This window comes from Paenibacillus sp. OT2-17, from assembly GCF_009827695.1.
Taxonomy (GTDB): domain Bacteria; phylum Bacillota; class Bacilli; order Paenibacillales; family Paenibacillaceae; genus Paenibacillus; species Paenibacillus polymyxa_B.
Window position 1 is genome coordinate 1 of record NZ_WUDQ01000382.1, and the last position, 3,615, is coordinate 3,615.

Below are 3,615 nucleotides of genomic sequence, written 5' to 3' on the forward strand. Positions count from 1 at the left end.
CAAAGATACTGTAGCTCCCACCGATAGGTCAAAACCGTCCACAATAAGTGACAACGTCACACCAATGGCAACGAAAGTCACAATGGCAATTGAGCCAAGAATGTCCATTAAATTATCATACGTCCAGAAATAAGGTAATGTAGATGAAAAAAACGCTAACACACCTATAATGACAACTACGGCACCGTAACGAAATGAGACGTTTAACCATTTTTCCTTCATGAATGCACCTCTTCACCGCCGCTGGCATACAACAGAAGCTGTTCCTGTTCCACTTCGCCCCGCGCAAATTCCTTTATAATTTTTCCATCATACATCACTGCAATCCGATCACCAATGCCAATCCCTTCAGCAAATTCACAGGTTAGATAAATGATCGCTTTTCCTTGCTCCGCCAACTCGCCAATGATACGGAAAATATCACTTTTTGCCCCTATATCTACACCCTTGGTTGGCTCGTCAAAAACAATTACATCCGCTCCAGAATGCAACCATTTCCCAATCGCAACTTTTTGCTGATTCCCACCACTTAAATATTTAACATTCTGGCGGAGCGATGGCGTCTTAATACCGAGAGAGGCGACAATTCCATTACCGTTATTTCGTTCTTTACGCCGACTGATGAAACCAAGGACACTCAGTTTGCCCAAAAGCGGAAGGCTGAGGTTTCTTTCCACACTCTCCTCAATTAACACCCCCTGCTTACGCCGCTCCTCGGGTATGGACACAATTCCTTGAGCTACCGCGTCCGCTGGCTCTCTCAATCGAATGGAGCGACCTTTAAAGGTCAACTCTCCCTTATCCGGCTTGTCTGCTCCTGTAAGAAGTCGTGACAGCTCTGTCTTGCCTGCACCAACCAAACCCACAATAGAGAGAATTTCACCACATCGGACTTGTAAATCAATGCCGTGCACTCGTAATCCTTTGTGAAGCCCTTTCGCTTCCAATACCGTTTCACCAATCGGTACATCTGTTTTTGGGAACTCCTCTTCAAATGTTTTCCCAAGCATATGCGTAACGATGTCGCCTACACTTAAATCAGAGGCAGGCCCCGTGAACACGCGCTCACCATCACGCATCACCGTAACATGGTCACTGTGTTCGATAACCTCCGGCAATCGGTGTGTGATGAGGATACATGCAACTCCCTCATCCTTGAGTGTATGGATTGTGCGGAACAAACGTCGCGTTTCTTCCTCGCTGAGCGGCGCCGTAGGCTCATCAAAAATGATGGTATTTGCTTGCTGTGTCAGAATGCGTGCAATAAGCACAAGCTGTTTTTCTGCCAACGTCAATTCAGACACATATCGTCTTACGTCAATATCTACCTCCAGACGTGCTAATGCCTCACACGCTCGTCTGCGCATAGAACCCGGTGCAGCCCACCATCGACCATCAGGTGCAGACAAATCGTCCATTACAATATTTTCAGCGACAGTTAACTGAGGTACAAGCGCTGAATCGACCTCCTGATACACACAGTGAATTCCCGCTCTTTTGGCCTCCCACGGTGAACTAATGTTCAGTTCCTTCCCACCAACTACGATAGCTCCCTGATCGGAACGATACGCACCGGACAAAATCTTCATCAATGTGCTTTTCCCTGCCCCGTTGGCGCCCAGCAGAGCGTGAATTTCGCCACCCTGCACCGTAAAATCCACGGCTCGCAGCGCATCTACACCAGCAAACTGTTTGCTGATTTTTTTCATTTCCAATGTATATACTTGTGAACTCATGGTGCCCCCTCACGCCTGCTTATGATAAAAGCGCGCCGAAGCGCGCCTTTGCGTTATGCAAACATTTTATTTGGACGTTTCATATTCCTTCATCCAATCCTTATAGCCCTGCTCGCTTTGGCCCCATCCCTTCACATATTGGGACAGCTCGGATGTGGAAATTTGCTTATCTGGCAGCGCTTCGCGTTGCACATATACAGCCTTCAGTACAACTTTCTCCTCCGGATTATCCCCATGCAACTTCTGATATGCATAGCGCACTTGTACGCGCCCGATATCTGTTGGATCTACGGCTGCCGAGGCCACCCAAGGATTTTTCGGGTCCTGGATCATTTGCAAGTCCTCGTCGCTCATGTCAATGCCGTAGACTTTAATTTCCGTACGTCCCGCTTGTTGGATGGCACGGGCTGCACCTTTGGCAAACTCATCCCACGCCGCCCAGACGGCTGTAATTTCGCCCTTAGGATATTGCTTTAATACAGCTTCCATTTTGGCTTGCGTATCCAACGCAGGATTCTGAGCCGAACCAAAAGTCGCAATTTCTTTAATATCTGGATTGGATTTCAAAAATGCACCATAAGCAACCTGACGACGTTCCATCGGTGCAAATCCGGCAACCCATACTTTCACAATGTTGCCTTTGCCACCGATATCCTTTTTCATTTGCTCCAGCGTCAGCTCAGCCATGCTTTGGTCATCCTGTGAGAGCACTACCGCACCCGGAACATTGACGGCAGCATCAAACACGATAACCGGAATATTGCGGGAAATTGCCTTTTTCAGCCCTGTCTCCAGCAATGCATCACCGTGATCAGTCAAAATGACATCAAATTGCTGGTTAATCGCACTATCAAGCAGAGAAGCCATTTTAGCCTTATCGTTATCTGCCACAAACTTAGTCAGCGTACCGCCAAATTTCTTAACTTCCTCTTCCACACCTTGAACATACTGTTGCGAAAATGTGCCCGTGTTAAACTCCATGATCAACGCAACCCGTTTACCCTTTAGATTTAAATTGTCCGTTTTTCCGTTTGTTGTATTCGATCCTGCAGTGCTTGTCCCTTGAGTGCCGCTCTCTGTCTTCGGCACGCCACATGCAGTGACCAGCAAAACCAGCACCAGTAGCATGATAGCCCCCAGCCCTAGCTTTTTGTTTCTTTGGAGCTCTTTTTGGATATTCATGATTTCATTTCCCCCTCGTTCAATCCACAAAATAATTCAAATTTGATACTTAATATATCGCTTTAAACCAAGTATGTAAATAGGTTTTATGAAATATAGAAAAAATTCCGACTACATATGACAAAATACAACAATTCCACAAAAAAATTAAACAACCGCCCCCGATTGAATAACGGGGAACGGTTGCTGCATAGAGGTGTCTTTTTAGTTCTCTACTTGACAGGGTACGCCACAGGGTCGATTTTTGCTTATGCTTAAAATGTGAACATCATGAGCGGAGACTAGCCTGGAGATACAATCTCCTTGTCATTTTCAATATGAGGACGCTCCCATCTAACTTATTTGGAGCACTGCTTTACCGGAAAACTTCCGATCTATCAGTTGTTGGGCAATAGTTCCAACTTCCTTCCACGATGCCTCCACTTCGATCCTTGGTACTAACTGGCCTTTTGAAACAAGCTCACCTAGTAATTTCAGATCTTCCGCTGGCGAATAGCGATTTATCTCCTCTCCTAGAAAGAAGCTGTACAAGGTCCTACCCCCTAAGCCCCTGATATTAATCGTTGCGTAAGGTGAGGACGAATGTCCCATGGATACACAAATCCCTTCTGGCACAAGCTGAGGTAGTAATGCAGCTAGCGTATCACCACCTACTGAATCCAAAATTAGATGATAAGGTCCAAATGTATCAACCGAT

Annotated in this window: 3 protein-coding genes and 1 pseudogene; all 4 read right to left on the bottom strand. The window is 46.3% G+C overall.

What is annotated here, in order from left to right; genetic code table 11:
• Positions 1-222: pseudogene (locus GRP75_RS21625) on the bottom strand (ABC transporter permease); the annotation flags it as partial.
• Complete coding sequence (locus GRP75_RS21630; protein WP_160790323.1) at positions 219-1,736, bottom strand: sugar ABC transporter ATP-binding protein; 1,518 nt, start codon at positions 1,734-1,736, stop codon at positions 219-221. The pseudogene GRP75_RS21625 and the gene GRP75_RS21630, both read right to left, overlap by 4 nt.
• A gap of 66 nt (positions 1,737-1,802) precedes the next feature.
• Positions 1,803-2,918 (bottom strand): sugar ABC transporter substrate-binding protein, encoded by a 1,116-nt coding sequence (locus tag GRP75_RS21635; protein ID WP_013310735.1) that lies wholly within the window; start codon positions 2,916-2,918, stop codon positions 1,803-1,805.
• Positions 2,919-3,251: 333 nt separating this feature from the next.
• Positions 3,252-3,615, bottom strand: a 364-nt coding sequence (locus GRP75_RS21640) for a zinc-binding dehydrogenase (RefSeq protein WP_160790324.1), incomplete at its 5' end; no start/stop codon positions are given.